15 protein-coding genes and 1 tRNA gene are annotated in these 19,165 nt (G+C 60.6%); 4 read left to right on the top strand and 12 right to left on the bottom strand.

The features are described from left to right. Window positions 1-93: 93 nt before the first annotated feature. The 9 genes from P9230_RS08195 to P9230_RS08155 all read right to left on the bottom strand — a co-directional run bounded on the left by P9230_RS08195 (window position 94) and on the right by P9230_RS08155 (window position 10,586). Window positions 94-1,209, bottom strand: a complete 1,116-nt coding sequence (locus P9230_RS08195) for an ABC transporter ATP-binding protein (RefSeq protein ID WP_278118282.1) — start codon at window positions 1,207-1,209, stop codon at window positions 94-96. Window positions 1,210-1,232: 23 nt separating this feature from the next. Then, a complete protein-coding gene (locus P9230_RS08190; protein WP_095800490.1) occupies window positions 1,233-2,177 on the bottom strand; it encodes a carbohydrate ABC transporter permease in 945 nt (314 codons plus the stop codon). Then, window positions 2,174-3,133 carry a sugar ABC transporter permease gene (locus tag P9230_RS08185; protein ID WP_067002547.1) on the bottom strand — a complete coding sequence of 320 codons (960 nt, stop codon included), beginning with the start codon at window positions 3,131-3,133 and terminating at the stop codon, window positions 2,174-2,176. Before P9230_RS08185 ends, P9230_RS08190 begins: the two co-directional genes overlap by 4 nt. 185 nt (window positions 3,134-3,318) lie before the next feature. Continuing rightward, on the bottom strand, window positions 3,319-4,572 hold the full coding sequence (locus P9230_RS08180; RefSeq protein WP_067002546.1) for an ABC transporter substrate-binding protein: 1,254 nt from the start codon (window positions 4,570-4,572) through the stop codon (window positions 3,319-3,321). A 59-nt stretch (window positions 4,573-4,631) separates the two neighbouring features. After that, window positions 4,632-6,143 (bottom strand): aldehyde dehydrogenase family protein, encoded by a 1,512-nt coding sequence (locus P9230_RS08175; protein WP_278118279.1) that lies wholly within the window; start codon window positions 6,141-6,143, stop codon window positions 4,632-4,634. A gap of 10 nt (window positions 6,144-6,153) precedes the next feature. Beyond that, a complete protein-coding gene (locus tag P9230_RS08170) occupies window positions 6,154-6,930 on the bottom strand; it encodes an enoyl-CoA hydratase/isomerase family protein (protein ID WP_278118277.1) in 777 nt (258 codons plus the stop codon). Next, complete coding sequence (locus tag P9230_RS08165) at window positions 6,923-8,524, bottom strand: acyl CoA:acetate/3-ketoacid CoA transferase (RefSeq protein WP_278118275.1); 1,602 nt, start codon at window positions 8,522-8,524, stop codon at window positions 6,923-6,925. The genes P9230_RS08170 and P9230_RS08165 overlap by 8 nt, the downstream gene beginning before the upstream one ends. Next, a complete protein-coding gene (locus tag P9230_RS08160) occupies window positions 8,521-9,537 on the bottom strand; it encodes a Gfo/Idh/MocA family oxidoreductase (RefSeq protein WP_278118273.1) in 1,017 nt (338 codons plus the stop codon). The genes P9230_RS08165 and P9230_RS08160 overlap by 4 nt, the downstream gene beginning before the upstream one ends. Beyond that, window positions 9,534-10,586 carry a LacI family DNA-binding transcriptional regulator gene (locus tag P9230_RS08155; RefSeq protein ID WP_278118272.1) on the bottom strand — a complete coding sequence of 351 codons (1,053 nt, stop codon included), beginning with the start codon at window positions 10,584-10,586 and terminating at the stop codon, window positions 9,534-9,536. Before P9230_RS08155 ends, P9230_RS08160 begins: the two co-directional genes overlap by 4 nt. 230 nt (window positions 10,587-10,816) lie before the next feature. On the opposite strand from P9230_RS08155, the gene P9230_RS08150 reads away from it, so the two are divergent. The 3 genes from P9230_RS08150 to P9230_RS08140 all read left to right on the top strand — a co-directional run bounded on the left by P9230_RS08150 (window position 10,817) and on the right by P9230_RS08140 (window position 16,200). Beyond that, a complete protein-coding gene (locus P9230_RS08150) occupies window positions 10,817-11,971 on the top strand; it encodes a dihydrodipicolinate synthase family protein (RefSeq protein ID WP_278118270.1) in 1,155 nt (384 codons plus the stop codon). A 1,005-nt stretch (window positions 11,972-12,976) separates the two neighbouring features. Beyond that, window positions 12,977-13,177, top strand: a complete 201-nt coding sequence (locus tag P9230_RS08145; RefSeq protein ID WP_278118268.1) for a hypothetical protein — start codon at window positions 12,977-12,979, stop codon at window positions 13,175-13,177. Between the two features lie 362 nt (window positions 13,178-13,539). Then, the gene (locus P9230_RS08140; protein ID WP_278118266.1) at window positions 13,540-16,200 is read left to right on the top strand and encodes a hypothetical protein; all 2,661 of its coding nucleotides are present in this window, start codon (window positions 13,540-13,542) and stop codon (window positions 16,198-16,200) included. Here P9230_RS08140 and P9230_RS08135 read toward each other — a convergent pair. Next, entirely contained in the window at window positions 16,137-17,048 is a 912-nt protein-coding gene (locus P9230_RS08135) for a hypothetical protein (RefSeq protein WP_278118264.1), read from the bottom strand. The genes P9230_RS08140 and P9230_RS08135 overlap by 64 nt on opposite strands. Window positions 17,049-17,163: 115 nt before the next feature. On the opposite strand from P9230_RS08135, the gene P9230_RS08130 reads away from it, so the two are divergent. Further along, complete coding sequence (locus P9230_RS08130) at window positions 17,164-17,400, top strand: helix-turn-helix transcriptional regulator (protein WP_278118261.1); 237 nt, start codon at window positions 17,164-17,166, stop codon at window positions 17,398-17,400. On the opposite strand, the gene P9230_RS08125 is transcribed toward P9230_RS08130, so the two are convergent. Then, window positions 17,397-19,010 (bottom strand): site-specific integrase, encoded by a 1,614-nt coding sequence (locus P9230_RS08125; protein WP_278118258.1) that lies wholly within the window; start codon window positions 19,008-19,010, stop codon window positions 17,397-17,399. The two genes, P9230_RS08130 and P9230_RS08125, sit on opposite strands and share 4 nt — an antisense overlap. A gap of 65 nt (window positions 19,011-19,075) precedes the next feature. Beyond that, window positions 19,076-19,150 (bottom strand) — tRNA-Val (locus tag P9230_RS08120). Window positions 19,151-19,165: the final 15 nt, after the last annotated feature.

Raw genomic sequence — 19,165 nt, 5'->3', positions numbered from 1 at the left:
CGCGTTTGAACTGACGGGGACCACGCGCTTTAGATCTTTGTCTTGACGCATGTCGCTGCCCCGAAAACCGGATCCACTTTTGGGCGACATGCATCAGAGAATGCGCTTCTCGGTCGCCGGATCGAAGAACACCGCCTTGCTGAGATTGAAGGCCAGCGGCGTGCTGGTGCCGGGCTGGATCCTGGCGTCGGCGCGCAGCCGCGCCACCACGCCCTTGCCGCCGAGATTGGTGACCGCGAAGGTGTCCGATCCCGCCGGCTCGACCACTTCGATGTGGCAGTCGGCGGTGGCGATTTCGGATCCGTTGCGTTCGGCGCCTTCTGGATCGGTCAGCGCTTCCGGCCGCACGCCGAAGATGACCGGCTTGTCCTTGAAGGCCGCAAGGCCGGTCGGCGCGCCGGGCAGCGACAGCGTGATCGGCTGGCGCGCCTCACGATCGAGAACGACGGAGAGCCCGCCGCCATTGGCGCCGATCTTGGCCGGGATCAGGTTCATCGCCGGCGAGCCCATGAAATCGGCGACGAAGATATTGGTGGGGTTGTTGTAGACTTCGGCCGGCGTGCCGAACTGCTGTACCTCGCCATCGCGCATCACGGCGATCTTGGTCGCCAGCGTCATCGCCTCGATCTGGTCGTGGGTGACATAGACGATCGTGGTGCCGGTCGTGGCGTGCAGGCGCTTGATCTCGATGCGCATGTCGACGCGCAGCTTGGCGTCGAGGTTGGAAAGCGGCTCGTCGAACAGGAAGAGTTTCGGGTCGCGCACCAGCGCCCGGCCCATGGCGACGCGCTGGCGCTGGCCGCCGGAGAGCTGGCTGGGCTTGCGGTTGAGCAGGTGACCGATCTGCAGGATCTTTGCCACCTTGTCGATTGCCGCCTGGCGCTCCGCCGCCGGCACGCCGCGCATCTCCATGCCGAAGGCGATGTTTCCGGCAACGGTCATGTTCGGATAGAGCGCGTAGCTCTGGAAAACCATGGCGATGTCGCGCTTCGAGGGATGCAGATCGTTGATCGCGCGGCCGTCGACACGGATCTGGCCCTCGGTGATGGTTTCCAGCCCTGCAATGGTGTTGAGCAGCGTGGACTTGCCGCAGCCGGACGGGCCGACCAGCACAAGGAAGCCGCCCTTTTCGAGCTCGACATCGATGCCCTTCAGGATCTCGACATTCCCGAAGCGCTTCTTCAGCCCATCAATTTCCAGAAAAGCCATGGTCGTTCCTTCAGAAAATAGGGTCAGCCCTTGACCGCGCCGGCCATCAGCCCGCGCACGAAATAGCGGCCGGCGACGACATAGACGATCAGGGTGGGGAGCGCGGCGATCATCGCCGCGGCCATGTTGACGTTGTATTCGACGACGCCGGTCGAGGTGTTGACGACATTGTTGAGCGCCACCGTCATCGGCATCACGTCGCCGGTGCCGGCGTAAGCGGAAGCGAACAGGAAGTCGTTCCAGATGTTGGTGAACTGGTAGATGACGGTGACGACGAAGATCGGCATCGAGTTGGGCAGCATGATGCGACGGAAGATCTGGAAGAAGGAGGCGCCGTCGACCTGCGCCGCCTTCACCAGTTCGGTCGGGAAGGCCTCGTAATAGTTGCGGAAGAACAGGGTGGTGAAGCCGAGGCCGTAGACCACATGGACGAAGACCAGGTTGACCGTCGAGTTGCCGAGGCCGAAGTTGAACCCCGTCGCGTTCTGCAGGCTGGCGCCGAAGCGGCCGATGCTGCCGAGGATGGTCGCCATCGGCAAGAGCACCGACTGGAACGGAATGAAGCAGGCGAACAGCATCATCGCGAAGACCAGCGTATGGCCGCGGAAGCGCCATTTGGTCAGCACATAGCCGTTGAGCGCGCCGAGCAGCGTCGAGATCAGCACCGCCGGCACCACCATCTTGATGGAGTTCCAGAAGTAGCCCTTGATCCCGGCGCAGGTGAGACCGACGCAGGTTTCGCCCCAGGCCTTGAACCATGGCGCGATGGTCGGCGACTGCGGCAGCGCCAGCATGTTGCCGTTCTGGATCTCGTCCATGGTCTTGAACGAGGTGACCAGCATGACGAAGAGCGGCATCAGGTAGAACAGCGCGAACAGCGCAAGCAGTCCGTAGATGACGATGCGGTTGATTGTCCTGGCGCTGACGCCGCTCGATGCCTGGCTGGCCGGTGAGGTGACGGCGCTCATCGCGGCTTCTCCCTGAGCTCGGAATAGAGATAAGGCACGATGATCGCGGTCAGCGTCATCAGCATGATCACCGCGCTCGCCGAGCCCACCGCCATCTCGTTGCGCTTGAAGGTGAACTCATACATGAAGTTGGAGGGCAGCCAGGCCGAACCGCCCGGTCCGCCGCTGGTCAGCGCCACGACAAGGTCATAGGACTTGATGGCCAGATGCGCGAGCACGATGAAGGCCGACAGGAACACCGGCCTGAGCAGCGGAATGACGATGCGGCGGTAGAGCTGGAACGTGGTTGCGCCGTCGATCTGCGCGGCCTTCATGATCTCACCGTCGATGCCGCGAAGCCCGGCCAGGAACATCGCCATGATGAAGCCGGAAGCCTGCCAGACGCCGGCGATCACCACCGTGTAGATGACGAAATCCTTGTTCTTGATCCAGTCGAAATGGAAGCTCGTCCAGCCCCATTGGTGTAGCGTCTGCTCGAGACCGAGGCCGGGGTCGAGGAACCATTTCCAGGCGACGCCGGTGACGATGAAGGAGAGCGCCATCGGATAGAGATAGATCGGCCGCAGCATGCCTTCGCCGCGGATCTTCTGGTCGAGCAGGATGGCCAGGAACAGGCCGAGCGCCAGGCAGATCAGGATGTAGAGGAAGCCGAAAATGCCCATGTTGGTGATCGAGGTGTACCAGCTCGACGGCGGGTCGCTCTCGAAGGTCCAGCGCCACAGCCGCTGATAGGCGCGGGCGCCGGTGATGTCGTAGGATGGGAAGGTCTTGGAGTTGGTGAACGACAGATAGATCGTCCACAGGATGAAGCCATAGACGAAGACGATCGTCGCCGCGAAGCTCGGCGCCAGGACGATCTTCGGCAACAGGTCCTGCAATCGCGAGCGGACGGAGGCGCCAGGACGGGCGTCATGTTCCGGCGTCAGCTTGATTTGGGTTTCGGCGACTGTGCTCATCGGCTCATCCAGTACCGGTTATTGGGGACCAGCCAGCGTGCGGCGCACACCAGGCAGCAATCCCGTATATCGTCTCGACAGGAGACCTCCCCCGCCGGAGCGGGGGAGACTCGAGTGGTTTTGTTTATGCAATTCCGAACGGAACACCGCTATGCACTTTTCCTGGATCGCTCCAGCAAAACGCCTTACTTGGCGTCGTCGATCGCCTTGACCAATTCGGTCACGGCTTCGTCCGAGGTCTTGATCTGGCCATGGACGAACTTCGAGATGACGTCCTTGTAGGCGTTGGCGACAGCCGGGGGCGCGCCGTAGCCCTGGGCCAACGAGCCGAACAGCTTGCCGCCTTCGTTAGCCGCCTTAAGGTCGGCGATGCCCTTCTTGCCGCAAGCATCGAAGTCGGTGTCCGGCACGTCGGTGCGGGCGGGGACCGAGCCCTTCACGACGTTGAAAGCCGACTGGAAGCTCTTCGACAGGGTGGCGGTGGCCAGAGCGACCTGGGCGGCCTTGCGGTCGTCCGGAACGTTGAACATGCCGAACATGTCGGAGTTGTAGATCACCGAGCCGTCGGTGCCCGGGAAGCGGTAGCAGAGGAAGTCCGTGCCCGGCGTCTTGTTGGCGGCGTGGAATTCGCCCTTGGCCCAGTCGCCCATGACCTGAACTAGCGCATCGCCCTTGATGACCATGGCGGTGGCGAGGTTCCAGTCGCGGCCCGAGAAGTTCGGGTCGACATAGGTGACGAGCTTGGCGAGGTTGTCGAACGACTTCTTCATCGTGTCGGACTTGAGCGACTCCTCATCGAGGTCGTTCATCGCCTTCTTGTAGAATTCCGGTCCGCCGGTCGACAGCACGACGGAGTCGAACATGGTCGCTTCCTGCCAGTTCTGGCCGCCGAGCGCCAGCGGGATGACGCCAGCGGCCTTGGCCTTGTCGAGCAGGGCGATGAAGTCGTCGAAGGTCTTCGGCTCGGTGCCGCCGATCTTGTCCATCACGGCCTTGTTGATCCACAGCCAGTTGACCGAGTGGACGTTGACCGGAGCCGCGACCCACTTGCCGTCATAGACGGAGAACTTCTGCAGGGCGGCCGGAACGCTCTTGTCCCAGCCTTCCTTCTTGGCGGTCTCGGTGAGGTCGCCCATGACGCCAGCAGCGGCATAGTCGAGCACGGTGTAGCCCAGCATCTGCGAGGCAGTCGGATAGTTGCCGGCCGCGACCATCGCCTTCAGAGCGGTCATGGCGGCGTCGCCGCCGCCGCCGGCCACCGGCACGTCCTTCCAGGCATAGCCTTCCTTGGCCAGATCCTGCTTCAGCACGTTCAGAGCAGCCGCTTCGCCGCCCGACGTCCACCAATGCAGCATCTGCACTTCCTTGACGTCCGCGGCATGCGCCGAGAACGCAAAGCTCGTCGCAAGAGCCGTTCCGATAAGCAGTTTGCGCAACATGTACTACCTCCCTTGTTGCATTCACATAACCGGCGGGGTGACCGCCGGGGTCTCCCAACTCAGCCGAGCCACCATCCGGTGCGCTGGCCGCGATGAAACTGGATTGTCTTTTCCTCGGTATAGTCCTCGACGGCGCGTTTGCCGAGTTCGCGTCCGAGACCGGATTGCTTGTAGCCGCCGAAGGGCAGTTCGGGATAACCCTCCATGAACGTATTCACCCAAACCGTCCCCGAACGCACACCGCGCGCCACCGACATGCATGTGTCGATGCTGGCGCTCCACACTCCCGCAGACAGACCATAGGGCGTGTTGTTGGCGATGTGCAATGCCCTTTCAATCGTTTCAAAAGTGAGCACGGACAGCACCGGCCCGAAGACTTCCTCGCGCGCGATTTCCATGTCCTCGGTAACGTTGCGGACGATGGTCGGATCGAGATACTGGCCGGCGTTGGAGGCGAGCTGTCCGCCGCCGCTGAAGACGCTGCCGCCGCCGGTTTTGGCCGCCTTCACATATCCGGCTACCTTCGCCATATGGTCGGCCGAGATCATCGCGCCGACCTTGGTGCGGTCGTCAAGCGGATCGCCGACTTTCACCCTCTCGGCCAGCGCCTTGACTGCGCCGAGAAAGTCGTCCGCGATCGCCTCATGCACGATCAGCCGACTGCCGGCATTGCAGCATTCGCCGGCGTTGAAGAAGCCGCCGAAGACTGCGGCATCCGCCGCTGCTTCGAGATCGGCGTCGGGAAAGACAATCTGGCCGTTCTTGCCGCCGAGCTCCATCGACACCTTCTTCAGCGAACTGGACGCCGCCGCCATGGTCATCTTGCCGACGCGGGTCGAGCCGGTGAAGGACACCATCTCAACCAGCGGATGGCTGACCATTGGCGCGCCGACATCGCTACCCAGGCCAGCGAGGATGTTGACGACACCCGTCGGCAGGCCGGCCTGCAGCAGGATATCGCCGAGCACGAAGGTCGACGCCGAGGTCATCTCGCTCGGCTTGACCACGGCAGTGCAGCCGGCGGCGAGCGCGAAGGGCAGTTTCTGGCCGACGATCAGGAAGGGAAAATTCCACGGCGTGATGATCGAGACGACGCCGATCGGCTCGCGCACGACCACGCCCAGCATGTCATCGCCGAGATTGGCATAGCTCTCGCCATGGAGCGTGCGAGCAAGCGAAGCGGCATAGCGCCAGATGTCGACGGCGCCGCCGATCTCGCCGCGCGCCTGCGCGATCGGCTTGCCGGATTCCAACGCGTCGAGCCTGGCAATCTCTTCCAGTCGGCCCTCGATCAGATCGGCCGCTTTGAGCAGCACCGCGGCGCGTTCCGACGCCTTCATGCGCGGCCATGCGCCGGCCTCGAAGGCCTTGTGAGCTGCCTGCACCGCAGCGTCGACTTCCGCAGCACCCGCCTGCGCATAGCGTGAAACCGCAAAACCGTGGCCGGGGCTGTTGCGTTCGATCGTGCGGCCGTCCCGGGCATCGACATGTTTGCCGTCGATCAGAAGCTTGTAGCTCTTCAACGCCTGAGACGCTTCGACCGGCATGGAAATGTTAAGCGGTGCGTTCATCGTATCTTCTCTAGGATCTCGAAAAGTCCGGCTTGTGCCTGGCCTTGAAGGCGCCGACACCGGCCTTGAGATCGCCGGTGAGCGCAATGAAGCCGCTGGCCAGCGCTTCCGTGGCGGCGGCGTCTTCCTCGCCTTCGGCAATGCCGATCATCAGCTTAGCGGCCTCGGTTGCGAGCGGACCACGCTCGGCGATCTTTTCTCCCCAGGCTTTTGCTTCATCCAAGGCCTTGCCGGTTTCGACGACGCGGTCGACGACGCCGAGGCCGAGCGCCTCGTTCGCCAGAAAAATCTCGCCGCCAAGCGCCATGCGCCGCACGATCTGTGCACCGAAGCGGCGCACAGCGCGCTGCGTACCAGACCAGCCGGGCACGACGCCGATCGAGGTCTCGGGAAAGCCGAGCTTGATCTGGGTTTCGGCGACGCGAAAATCGCAGGCGGCGGCCAATTCGAAGCCGCCGCCCAGCGCATGGCCGGACAGCACGGCGATTGTCGGTTGCCGAAGCCGCGCCAGCCGGTCGAAGACACGATGGCCGTAGCGCACCCATTGAACCTGGAAATCGGCGGCGCTTAATTGTGCCCAGGCCTCGACGTCGCCGCCGGCGCAGAAACCCTTGCCTTCGCCGCTGATGAGCACGACACGGACACCCTCGGCCAGTTCGGCCTTGTCGAGTGCGGCTTCGAGCGCGCGCAGCATCGGAATGTCGAGCGCGTTGAACTTTTCCGGCCGCCTGAGCGTCACGGTACCGATCACGCCATCCTGCTCGAAGGTGACGAGGCGCTCAGCCATGCGCGCCTCCAAGCGAAGCGCCGCCGTTGAGCGACAGGCCGATCGGCCGATCTTGATAGAGCGAGGCCGGCGTGAACTTGAGGTCGTTTGCGACGGAGAGCGGAGTGTCGGCCTGCGCCAGCACATCGCGTTCGAGATCGATGCCGGGCGCCAGCTCGGTCACCATCAGCCCGGCCTGGGTCAGCTTCATCACACAGCGTTCGGTGACATAGGTGATGTCCTGGCCTTGCGCGACCGCGCGCTTGCCGGAGAAGGAGATGTGCTCGACCTCCTCGACGATCTTTTTCACCTTGCCTTCCTGGTCGATGCGGAGGGCGCCGTTCGCCAGCGAAAGCTTGGCGCCAGCATTGAAGAAGCCGGAGAAGACGATCTTCTTCGCCCGCGCGGTGATATCGACGAAGCCGCCGGCGCCGGCCGTCACATGCGGTCTCGCCGAAAGCTTCGACACGTTGACCGAGCCGTGGCGGTCGATCTGCAGGAAGGACAGGAGCGAGGCGTCAAAGCCGCCGGCCTGGAAATAGATGAACTGGTGCGGCGAGGGCATGATCGCCTCGGCATTCGAGGCGCAGCCGAACTTGAAGTCGAGCAGCGGCACGCCGCCGACCGCGCCCTGCTCGATCACCCAGGTGACCTTGCCGTGCTGGCCTTCCTCGAGAAGAATGCGCGGCACGTTGGCGGAGATGCCGAAGCCGATATTGACGGCCATGCCGTCGCGCAACTCCATGGCGACGCGGCGCGCGATCACCTTCTGGATGTTCATCTCCGGGGTGCGGAAGGTGGAGAGCGGCCGGAAGATCTCGCCCGAGATCGCCGGGTCGTAAGCCGTCTGCGTCGTCTGCAGCTGATCGGGCGCGACCACGATATGGTCGACCAAGACGCCGGGCACGCGCACATCGTGCGGCTTGAGGGTTCCGTTCTCGACGATGCGCTTAACCTGCGCAATGACGATGCCGCCATTGTTGCGGGCAGCCAATGCCTGTTCGAGACCGCCGAGATAGGCGCCCTCATGCTCGTAGGTGAGGTTGCCGCGCTCGTCGGCGGAGGTGGCGCGGATGATCGAGACGTTGGGGACGATGGCGCGGAAATAGAGCCACTCCTCGCCGTCGAACTGCTGCACCGAGACGATCGGCTCGCTGGCGGCGGCGTTCATGGCGCAGCCCTGGTGGCGAGGGTCGGCGAAAGTGTCGAGGCCGACCTTGGTCAGCACGCCGGGACGCATGGCGGCCGCCTCGCGATGCATGTCGAAGAGGATGCCGGAGGGCACGTTGTAAGCCGCGACCGAGTCGTCGCCGATCATCTGCCAGATCCGCGGCGGCTCGGCGGAGGAGGGGCCTGACGGATACGAGCCGCAGAGCGTGCGTTTGAGCAGGCCAGGCTTGGCGAGATGGTCGATGCCCTTGATGCCGTACATGTCGCCAGCGGCGATCGGGTGCAGCGTGGTGATCGCTCTCGGATGCCCTTCCGCATCGAAGCGCTCGCCGATCGCGGCGAGCACGGCGTCGGGGCAGCCGAGGCCGCTCGAGGACGACACCGAGACAACCATGCCGTCCTTGATCAGGCTGGCGGCATGCGCTGCCGTGACGAGCTTGCTCACGCGATGCTCCCGAGTTGCGGATCGATGATCACGGCCTTGCCGGTCTTCGATGATTGCAGTGCTGCTTCGGCGGATGCCAGCGACCAAATGCCGTCCTCGCCGGTGGCCGAAGGCTGGCCTTCGCCGCGGATCGCGGCATGGAACTGGCGCAGCGAGCGGGTGTAGAGGTCCTCGCGATCGAAGCTCAGCTCTTCCTCGCCATTTGCAGTGCGCAGCAGCACCGAGCCGACCGGCTTCTGCGTCATCACATCGGTGGCGATCAGCGAGCCCTCCGACCCATGCGCTTCGAAACCGATGCCGGCGAACTTGGTCGTGAAGCCTTCATGCGATTGCGCAATGACGCCGGACTTGAAGCGCCAGATGCACATCGCGCCGTCCTCCAGCCCGCCGCCGGCCATGCCGGCCGACTGTGTGAAGGCCGAGATCTCGACCGGATCGTCGCCGAGCACGAAGCGCAGCGTGTCTGCATCATGCACCGTGATGTCGAGCACCACGCCGCCCCCGGCTTCAGGCCTGGTGATGCGCCAGCCCTGCAGGCTTTCAGGCAGATAGACGGAATGGAAGACACGCGCGGCGATCGGTTTGCCGATACGGCCGGTTGCGATTGCCTCGCGCATCGCGCGGTGCGCGCCGGCATTGCGCAGATGATGGTTGGTGCCGAACACGATGCCGGCTTTCCTGGCCACCGCCACCATCTTGCGCGCATCGGCGCTGGTCAGCGCCAGCGGCTTTTCGCAGAGCACATGCTTGCCGGCCTTGATGGCGGCCAGCCCCTGTTCGAGATGCAGCTCATTGGTGGTCGAGATGTAGACGGCATCAATGTCCGAGCCAAGCAGCGCATCGAGCGTCGAGACGGCTTTAGGAATGCCGCTTTCCTTGGCGTAGCCTTGAGCCCGCTCTGCGCTGGAGCTCATCACGGCGGCAACCTCGCCGTCGGCCTGCGCGCGAATGGCGTTGATCATGAACTGCCTGGCGATTGTGCTCGCGCCGATCAGGCCCCATCTCACGCTCATGCCGCGTCTCCCATTCCAGTGCCGTGCGCGCTGCGGCTCGGGCCGCAGCTTTCCCTGACGACGAGGCTGACCGCGCCGATATGGTCCTCGGCGCGCGTCGTGCGCGACTGGATCATCTTCAGCATGACGTGCGCGGCGCGCTCGCCGAGGCCTGGGGTGTCGACGGCGACGCTGGTCAGCGCCGGCATGTAGTGCTCGGCTTCGGCCACGTCGTCGAAACCGACCACGGCGAAGTCGGCCCCGGCCTCCAGGCCGCGCTTGCGCAGCGCGAGCATGACGCCGAAAGCGACGGCGTCGTTGAAGCAAAGCGCGGCTGTCGGCGGCTCGGCTGCCGCAAGCGCGGTCTCCAGGCAGGCCATGCCGGCTCTGCGGCTGGTCTCGCCTTCGACGATCGTTCGGTTGGCGGCCGGGATGCCAAGCGCCTCGCAGGCCTCGATGAAGCCGCCGAGCCTGTCGTGATAGACAACGAGGTCGGACGAACCGCCGAAGAAAGCCAGCCGGCGGTGGCCTTTGCCGATCAGATGCTGGGTGGCGAGATAGGCGCCGCGATGGTTGTCGGGCGCGATTGCCGGGATGCGGCTCTCGGGCAGGCGGCGCATGGCGAAGACGACCGGCACGCCGGCAGCCTCGATGCGGCGGAAGGCGCCGGGCGTGGTGCCGCGCGCCGGCGAGACGATCAGACCGGCGACGCCCTGTTCCAGCAGCGACTTCAGCACTTCTTCCTGGCGGACCGGATTTTCCGCGGTGTTGGCGATGAAGGGCACGATGCCTGCGGCCTGAAAGACGCGCTCCATGCCAACCGCCAGCTCGGCGAAGAAGGGGTTGGTGAGATCGTTGATCACCATGCCGATGACGTTGGAATGCGCCTTGCGCAGGTTGGCGGCGCCGCGGTTGTAGACATAGCCGACATCCTCGATCGCCTTGCGGACCTTGAGCGCGGTCTCAGGCCGGATCAGCCCGCTGCCTTGCAGCACGAGCGATACCGTCGATTTGGACACGCCGGCCTCGCGGGCGATGTCCAGAATCGTCGCCTTGGCCCGGCTGGCCATATCCGTGCTTCCTCCGCGTCCGGCGCTAAAATTTATTGGAACGTTCTAAACATTGCGTCAAACCAGAGTCAACTGGGAATCATGTCGATTTCGAAAAATTGATCGATGGCCAGAAAATGTATGGGCTTAGGGCCGCAGCGCTGCGTCGGATCGCTTCAGTCGCAGGGATCATAAAGGTTCTTGATTTATTGGAACGTTCCATCTATAGGCTGCCACAAAGGGAGATTTCGATGGACATCATCCTGCCTGCGAAGAATGGCGATCGTGTCGGCTACCGGCTGGTCGGCCAACCGGCGCAGCCCAACATCGGCGCGGATTTCCCGCGCCTCGCCTATGCCGCCGCCCATGTCGTCGCCAACCCCTTCGCCATGACCGATCCCTGGTCGCGGCCGGCGGTCGACTGGGACAAGACCATGGCATTCCGTCATCATCTGTGGCGGCTCGGCTTCCGCATCGCCGAGGCGATGGACACCTCGCAGCGCGGCATGGGTTTCGACTGGGCGAGCGCGAAAGAACTGATCCGGCGCTCGATCGCCGAGGCGCGCACGGTGAAAGGCGCCGATCTCGCTTCCGGCGCCGGCACCGACCATCTGGCGCCGGCCGCGGCAAAGTCGCTGGACGATGTGATCCGAGCCTATGAGGAGCAGTTCGCCTTCATCGAAGGCGAGGGCGGCAAGGCGATCATGATGGCAAGCCGCGCGCTGGCGGCCGTGGCCAAAGGCCCGGACGACTATGCCCGCGTCTACGACCACATCCTCAGCCAAGCCTCCGGCAAGGTGATCCTGCACTGGCTGGGCGACATGTTCGATCCTGCGCTCAAGGGCTATTGGGGCAGCAATGATTTCGATACCGCCCTGGACACCGTGGTCGCCATCATCGAGCGGCACGCAGACAAGGTCGAAGGCATAAAGATATCGCTGCTCGACGCAGGCAAGGAGGTGCTGCTGCGCGACCGCCTGCCTGAAGGCGTGGTGATGTTCACGGGTGACGATTTCAACTATCCGGAGCTGATCGCGGGCGACGGCAAGAGGCACTCGCATGCGCTGCTCGGCATCTTCGATGCCATCGCCCCGGTGGCCAACCCCGCGTTGGCCAGGCTCGCCGAGGGCGACCGGGCCGGCTATGACGCGCTGATGGCGCCGACCGTGCCGCTGTCGCGCAAGATCTTTGAAGCCCCGACGGAATATTACAAGGCAGGCATCGTCTTCATGGCCTGGCTGAATGGCCACCAGGATCATTTCACCATGGTCGGCGGCATGCAGTCGGCACGCGGCGTCTGCCACTACGCCGATGTTTTCCGCCTCGCCGATCAGGCGGGATTGCTGGCCGATCCTCACCTCGCCGTCGCCAGGATGAAAGCACTTTGCGCCGTCTCGGGCGTCTGAGAGGGATATGCCTCTCGCTTCCCCTGCCGCTGGCGAAAAGCGTAACCTGGATATCGGGCTTGGACCGGCAGCAGCCGAAATTCAGCTGGAAGGGGTTGGCACCGCCGTCGTCGACCATCATTAGGCCGACCGATCGGCAGCAGCGCATGTTCCCGCAGGCCGAGGTCTAGTCTAGATCCCAGTGACTTTGCGAGAAATCCGCTTCAACCGGTGCGGATCGATCTGCGGTTCTGTCGATGAGCTTCTGCCTCGAACGATTGATCACATCTCTCGTTTGGGCGAGGAGCTTCCTGTCGCTCTCGGCTTGAAGAGGGCGCGGGCGTGGATTGTCGGGAATTCGGTCTCGCACGACGCGTCTCGGGTCTTGGTTCAGACGGGAACGCGGTCGCTGTCTCTCAGCCGCCGGCGTCCTTTGCTAGTTGCCGACCATGAAGGTTAACTTGCGGGCGTCAGATCAGTTGCACGGTGCGTTAGAGATCTTCTGGGCCTTGCCGGAATATCCAGGCTCGCTCTCGGGCCGACTGCAGTTCGCTGCGGATCCGTCGCGCTTGTTGCCGTTCGGCGTCGACTTCGGCTCGAAGCCGATACCGCTCGGCGCGCAATTTGATGGGATCTATATAAACCTTCCAACTCGTCTTCGGCCATTGCAGCCGTCCCCATTTGGCGTGCAACGGAACGCGTCCGATTTGGTTCCGGGGTCGCGGTTGGAAATCTTCGACCCGGAGTTTCTGTGCCAATCGGCACATTGGGTTAGCTAAGTTATTGAAAGGATGGTGGGCGTGACAAGGCTGTCCACCATCGCCTTGAAGCCCAATGCTGCCGGGCATTCTGGCAAAGCCGGGAGGCGAAATGCCTCCCTTCAATGTCTCACTGCATACTAGGACAGCCGCTTTATGGCAATCGCGGGTATGGTCTCAGTTTTGGAATTCCCGTTAAGGCTATACGATTGCCCACATAGGCGGTCTCGCCTATATGCGAGCGGTAGCATCAGGAGAATGGATCGATATGCCGCAGCTGACGAGCCGAGACTATGCCCTTCTGGATAAGTTCATTGGCTTGGTGCTCGACCGCTATAAGGCAGGTGAGCGGACCAAAACAGAGGCAGTTGGGGACATCGCGCACGTAGTAGCGGCTGTCGATAAGGGCGTAGGTATTGGCGATGATCCGAGGGCCTACATGAAGGCAGTAATGAACGAAACCGACTGATGCCGGCCCGCAACCCAGAGGCCAGAAGCGCCTCCCGGATGCAATAGGCAATGACGTCCGCGTCATGCACATTGTCATCTTAGGTGGACGCTGGGCGAGAGAGCGAAGTTTCCCTTTGAACCCAGCGCGCTGTGATCTATCACAGGTCAGACCGGTGGCTTGTCGGGGGAATGCGGTTTGGTGTCCAGTGCCTATCATGGAAGCCTATTCACGAATGACTTTGTAGAAAGCTCGATAGCTGATCTGCACGACTGGCAGGCGCTCACTGACCAAGAACTAAGGTCACTCCGCACTTCGATCATTGGGCTGTATGCACGGTTCCCACGAGCCAGACTCCGAACGAAGCCACGACCGAAAATGACTTGATTTGGCCCATTCTCAGGGCGCTTGGTTGGGATCAGTTTCTGACCCAGCAGAACCTCACCGCAGGCGGTCGGCAGGATGTGCCAGACGCTGTGCTTTTCGTCGACGCTGCTGCCAAAACCAGGGCCAATGCCCACCCGGAGGAATGGCGGCGTTATGAGTTCGGAGCTGCACTGGTCGAAAGCAAGCGCTGGCTTCGACCGCTCGATCGGCGTTCCGAAAAGCGAGACGAAGTTACAGCTCCATCAACCCAGATGCTGCGCTATCTGCGCCGGGTAGATGACCTGACTAATGGCATCCTTCGCTGGGGCATACTGACCAATGGTCTGCGCTGGCGACTGTACTATTCGGGGGCGCAATCCATAGCCGAAGATTTCTTTGAAATCGACCTAGGGTCCATACTCGGCCTACCCGGCTTCGATGGGGGTCTGCTCGCCTTAACGACCGCTGAGCAGGATCACTGGTTCAAAGTGTTCGTGCTCGCGTTCCGCAGGCAGGCATTCATTGTCGGTAGCGATCAACGATCGTTCCATGATCGTGCGCTTGCCGAAGGCAAATTCTATGAAGAGCGCGTTGCGAAGGACCTCTCCGATCTTGTGTTTGGCTTCGTTTTCCCGACGCTGGCCAAAGGCATTGCCGAAGCTGCCCCAACTGCCGACCTTCAAGAAGTCCGTGAAGCGGCACTGATCCTGCTCTACCGCCTTCTGTTCATTCTGTACGCTGAAGACCGTGACTTGCTGCCTGTGCGGGAGGCTCGGTACGATGACTACAGCTTGCGCGAGAAGGTTCGTCTAGATGTGAAGCGGCGCAAGGATTCGGGTGATGTGTTCTCCGCAACTGCAGCCCGGTACTGGACGACGCTTGACGATCTGTGCAGAGCCATCGATTCCGGGGACGCTTCGATCGGGCTTCCACCGTACAATGGTGGTCTGTTCAACCGTGATCGAACTCCGCTGCTAGCCAGTATCAGGTTGGGCGATGCGATGATCGCGAATGTCATCGACGTCCTGTCGTTCATTCAGTCTGATGGTCAGCGGCACTACATCAACTACCGCGACCTAAGTGTGCAGCAACTTGGTTCGATCTATGAACGGCTGTTGGAACATGAAGTCGTACGGCAGGACGGCGAGGTTCAGGTTCGGCCCAATATTTTCGCGCGGAAGGGGTCCGGGAGCTATTACACCCCTGATGATCTTGTAGGGCTGATCCTTGAAGAAACCCTTCGCCCCCTCGTCTCGCGGCACACAGAGGCCTTCAGAGCGCAGGCCGACGAGTTGGGTAGCCAACCAGCGGCGTCGAACCGGCGTGGCTCTCTGACCCGTCTAGACCCCGCTTTGAAGCTGTTGGAATTGAAGGTGTGCGACCCGGCCATGGGCTCGGGCCACTTTCTCGTAAGTCTAGTCGACAAGCTGGCCGATCACGTTATCGAAGCCATGGCGGAAGCTGAAGCGGTAGTTGTTTGGGGAGACTATCATTCGCCGTTGGCCGATCGTATCGAAGCCGTACGGAATGTGATCCTGGACAACGCCGAGCGCGGCGGCTGGACCGTTAACGAGGATCAGCTCGATGACAGGCACATAATTCGGCGCATGGTGCTGAAGCGGTGCGTCTACGGGGTGGACAAGAACCCTATGGCGGTGGAACTGGCCAAGGTCGCGCTTTGGCTACATACGTTCACTGTTGGCGCGCCACTGAGCTTTCTCGACCATCATCTACGAGCCGGGGACAGTCTGTTTGGGTCATGGATCAAAGCCGGGATTGAGAAGGCGACCGCCTACGGCTCGCCGTTGGTTCTGCACGAACCCATCAGGGCGGCTTTGCAGTCAGCGTCGCAAATGCAGATTGTTGAAGGTCTTACAGACGCGGAAATAGCAGAGGCACACCGCTCACAAGACATCTTCGATCAGATCAGGGAGATGACCGCACCCTTGAATGCTCTGTTGTCATTTATCCATGCTCTCGACTGGATCGACATGCGGGGCAAAGAGCGAAAGCGCCTGATCCAGAACTTCTTCGATGGGCAGTTCGGTGACCCCGTTGGCATCCTCTTGGGCAAAGAAGAACCGAAATCTGGTAGAGATACGGATGCATTCCAAATCCTGTTACGTGAAGCGCGTACGCTTATTGCTGAGGAAAGATTTCTGCACTGGCAGGTCGCATTCCCCGGTGTGTGGTCGAACTGGGAACAGGATGGGCTTACGGGTGGCTTCGATGCGATAGTCGGTAATCCACCTTGGGACCGGATGAAGCTGCAGCAAGTGGAGTGGTTTGCTGCACGGCAGAGGGATATCGCACTGGCACCGCGCGCAGCTGATCGTGCACGGATGATCAGAGCATTGGCAGATGCGGGGGATCCGCTGTTCGTCGACTACACCAAGGCAAGCGGCCGCGCGGAGACAGCGGCACGGTTGGCACGTACGAGCGGGGACTATCCGCTGTTGTCAGGAGGCGACACCAACATCATATTCTGTAGCGAGTATCAACGATGCAACGGTGCCTTTCAGTTCGTAGGCGGCCACGCGGCCAGCTTACCCATCGCCTTAAGGGCTCATCGGTTCAAACCGGCAGCGTCAAATGGCCCATTGTTCTCGCCGCACTATGGACGTCTAAGCCGGTGCTGGCACCAGTCGACCGCTTCCCGCATAGCACTACCCATCTGATCTATGGATTCGTCTGAGAGATCACTGAGGCTAGAATCCCAAGCGTCGAAAATATGTTGGAGTAGGACTGCATTCTCTGACTGTGCTATCTTTGTCATGCGACGACCTAACTCAAGAATTTGTCGACCTCGCTCGTCTTTTGGGTCTCGGCCGTCGTAACGAAAGGTCTGCCACATCGTGAATTCAAATACCTTTGCCCATTCAGCCTTGTAACTTGATGTTTTAACGGCGTCTGACCCCATTTCCAGCGTCATGAGAGTATGGATGCCCTGCTGTACAACCAAAACAGTAGCAGCGCTTTCAGGTCCTGGGTCCATTTCATCAGTAGACGTAGGAATATCGGCGGCCTGTCTGGCCATATCTGCACCAAACGATAAGAATTTGGACATACGAAACCCAAGAGGCGTGTCAGTTTCAACCTCCAATGTTTCCATGTGTTTGTTTAATGATCGATATAAACGACCACGGTCTATCACGTCATCAATGGTCAGTGGGGCGGCTTGCGCGACGATGCGCTCTGGAACGGTTGAATAAAAAATGTCTATTAAAATCTGATTCCAGAAGGCGAGCTTGGGCTTCATACCCTTGCGATACGCCTGCGCAATCATTGGCAATTGCTTGCCGCCGTATCTTAGCCGCACTCGTTCTATCGCGTCACGTATTGCGGAGGCTGGCAGGTTTTCCGCATCCAAACTTGCCACCGTGTTGGCCTCCGCGACCGAGCTCCCAGTCTCCAAGCCAGTCAGGAATATCGACGCTCTTACGGTCTCGGCACCTCTCCGGGCATTGCCTCTGAAGAAATATAACACTGCTGCTCCGAGCACGATCAGCACCAGCAAAATTTCCATCCGTAACCCCCTGTCAGTTTCCCTAAAATCGCAGCACTTATTTGACCCAAATATCCAATTTTTGGATAATCTGAATTTCGGATTACCCGCCTGTTGAACTTGTCGTCAACGGGCTATGCCGAAGTCGCTGCACTCAAAACGTCATCTGATGATAGCGGCGGCACTGGCTGAGCAGCGTCGCTCTAAGGGCCTGTCTCAGGCACAAGTCGCCAAGGCTTTTGGACGACATCAGCCTTTTATAGCCAACATTGAGAGCGGCCAACGCAGGGTTGACCTTGTGGAGCTTCTAGAACTGGCCGAGATCATCGATCTGGACGTTCTAGCGCTCGTCAAACAGGTGATGGATAGCTAGAACTCGCGCAGTGCTTTCTGCATCTGTTCGAGCGTATAGCCTTCCTTGAAATAGTGCTGTTGCGTGACACCCTGTCTCGTGTGGCCGACAATGGCCTTGACCAAGTTTTCTTCGACGCCAGCCTGGATCAGTCTCGTCACCATCCCGTGCCTGAAACTGTGGAACACCAGCTCCTTTGATTTGATGCCGAGCTGAACGAGAAAGCGATCATTGAACCATCGTCCGAGTGCCCGTCCGTAGCCTTCTTTTGCACTCAGCGAAAATTCAGGAAACAGTCGCTTCTGACCACGCGCTCTCAGCCCTTCCGCGTATTCCAAAAATCCGAGTGCAAGGAGCTGGTCGTGAATGGGTACGATCCTGCGGGACGCTGTGTTCTTTAGGTGCTTTTTGTCGCCCTCGTCATTGATATCGAAATACCAGATTCCTGCATCCTCCTTGATATCTGAGAGTTCAATCTGGCAAATCTCGTTAAGCCTTGCACCTGTGTACAGTCCGATCAAAGGTCCCCATTTCTGATAGTCCTTGTTGATCAAACCCCTGTGATTGTTCAGTAGCTCGCTTAAGATCAGATCTGTCTGAGTCTGCGAAAACGCTTCTCTCTGTGCCGCTTCCGCTTGCTTCTTGCTCTCTTTGACGCTCGCGCCGTCAAACAGATTTTCAGAGACATATCTGTTTCTCTTGGCCCACGAGAACAGCCCGGCATAGGTTTGGAGATACGAGTTTATAGTACGAACACTCAGCTTATCGTGCCCGTGTAGCTGCAACAGTTCGTCGATGGACAAGTTTTTGGTAGCTTCAACCTTATTCCTATTACGAGGATAGTTTAGGAGAACCTGTTTTACGCGCTGAAGATCCACAGATGTCACCTGATCAATATGGATCCCTGGGAGAATCTCACTCAAGAGTTCGAGGTGTTGTCGCTTCTGATCCTCAGTTCGCTTGACCCAGGCGTCACTTCTGTGCAGCTCCGCCATGAACTCGGCTGCGGCATCGGCAAGGGTGTGCCTAGGCCCTGATGCGGGTTTTGCAAACGTTGAGGCGGACGGAATGGCGGTTTCGTCGAAATCGTAGCTCTCAAAGGACTGGTCGTGAGCCAAAACCTCTGCACAGAAAGCCCTGTATGCCTTTCGCATTTCCACTTTGAATGTCTCGAAAGCATTCGAGCCTGGAGCTAGAGGCAGGCAGTACTTTTCGGCAAATTCGATGGCTAGCGCGTCATCGCTAATGTGCGGCAAGATATCAGCGCCGGTTGCGATGGCTTCTTCCGCAAACCCAACCCCGTTCTGCAGGGCGCCTACGTGCATGACTGAGAGTCGCCCTTGCGCAGCCATCTCGCTTTTGCGGCGGGCTAACAACTCTTGGAAGTGCTTCCTAAGAGATGCACGTATTTCGTCATAGCGCATGCCGGATGCTGACCACTGTTTCATGAGGGCTTGACCGACATAGCTTAGGTGTCGAGCCAGAGACAAGGCTTCCGAGCCTACCCTCGTACCCAGCGAAATTTTAAGGCTTGTTGCCGTTCCGCTGCCGGCAGCACAGGGCTTGATTAGGGGCCAGCGGAAATAGAAAACCCGGTGACGGGAAATTTCGAGATAGGTCGGATTGCGCATTCTGGTGCATCCCCTGGATGCCTCACCAGCGAATTCTCAGCTTAACCCATTGATTTTCAAGAGGATGGTGGGCGTGACAAGGATTGAACTTGTGACCCCTGCAATGTCAATGCAGTGCTCTCCCGCTGAGCTACACGCCCATCCGAAGCCGCGCA

This window comes from Mesorhizobium sp. WSM4887 (assembly GCF_029625865.1).
Classification (GTDB): domain Bacteria; phylum Pseudomonadota; class Alphaproteobacteria; order Rhizobiales; family Rhizobiaceae; genus Mesorhizobium.
Note: the sequence above shows the minus strand (reverse complement) of the source record. Positions and strands in the feature narration are given on the sequence as shown.

Coding starts and splice junctions, on each gene's coding strand:
- P9230_RS08130 (WP_278118261.1), top strand. CDS start 17,164: ATGCCGAAGTCGCTGCACTCAAAACGTCATCTGATGATAGCGGCGGCA.
- P9230_RS08125 (WP_278118258.1), bottom strand. CDS start 19,010: ATGCGCAATCCGACCTATCTCGAAATTTCCCGTCACCGGGTTTTCTAT.
- P9230_RS08170 (WP_278118277.1), bottom strand. CDS start 6,930: ATGGCTGAGCGCCTCGTCACCTTCGAGCAGGATGGCGTGATCGGTACC.
- P9230_RS08150 (WP_278118270.1), top strand. CDS start 10,817: ATGGACATCATCCTGCCTGCGAAGAATGGCGATCGTGTCGGCTACCGG.
- P9230_RS08160 (WP_278118273.1), bottom strand. CDS start 9,537: ATGAGCGTGAGATGGGGCCTGATCGGCGCGAGCACAATCGCCAGGCAG.
- P9230_RS08135 (WP_278118264.1), bottom strand. CDS start 17,048: ATGGAAATTTTGCTGGTGCTGATCGTGCTCGGAGCAGCAGTGTTATAT.
- P9230_RS08190 (WP_095800490.1), bottom strand. CDS start 2,177: ATGAGCGCCGTCACCTCACCGGCCAGCCAGGCATCGAGCGGCGTCAGC.
- P9230_RS08195 (WP_278118282.1), bottom strand. CDS start 1,209: ATGGCTTTTCTGGAAATTGATGGGCTGAAGAAGCGCTTCGGGAATGTC.
- P9230_RS08185 (WP_067002547.1), bottom strand. CDS start 3,133: ATGAGCACAGTCGCCGAAACCCAAATCAAGCTGACGCCGGAACATGAC.
- P9230_RS08175 (WP_278118279.1), bottom strand. CDS start 6,143: ATGAACGCACCGCTTAACATTTCCATGCCGGTCGAAGCGTCTCAGGCG.
- P9230_RS08180 (WP_067002546.1), bottom strand. CDS start 4,572: ATGTTGCGCAAACTGCTTATCGGAACGGCTCTTGCGACGAGCTTTGCG.
- P9230_RS08145 (WP_278118268.1), top strand. CDS start 12,977: ATGCCGCAGCTGACGAGCCGAGACTATGCCCTTCTGGATAAGTTCATT.
- P9230_RS08155 (WP_278118272.1), bottom strand. CDS start 10,586: ATGGCCAGCCGGGCCAAGGCGACGATTCTGGACATCGCCCGCGAGGCC.